Raw genomic sequence first — 266 nt, forward strand, 5'->3', positions numbered from 1 at the left:
CATGATTGAACGCTGGTTTCGTAGCTTCAAATATGAGGAAGCCTATCTTACACAGTATGCCAACATCCGGGAAGCGCGAGCGGCTATCAAAAGCTATGTACATACCTACAACTTTGAGCGCTGTCATTCAGCGATCAACGATCAGACACCCGCATCATATTATTATCCGGCACTGCTGATTGATCATGCTGCTTAACGGGGGCACCTCCCTAATTCAGCTACAGATATCGGTTCATTATAAAATGCTTGAATTTTTGTCTTGACAA

At 44.0% G+C, this 266-nt stretch carries 1 protein-coding gene; it reads left to right on the forward strand.

Annotation, left to right across the window (positions count from 1 at the left end):
• Positions 1 to 196, forward strand: a 196-nt coding sequence (locus tag DW677_RS17740; protein ID WP_147324989.1) for an integrase core domain-containing protein, incomplete at its 5' end; no start/stop codon positions are given.
• Positions 197 to 266 lie beyond the last annotated feature (70 nt).

Origin of the sequence: Clostridium sp. AM25-23AC (assembly GCF_003435125.1) — a bacterium.
Lineage (GTDB): Bacteria > Bacillota > Clostridia > Lachnospirales > Lachnospiraceae > Pilosibacter > Pilosibacter fragilis.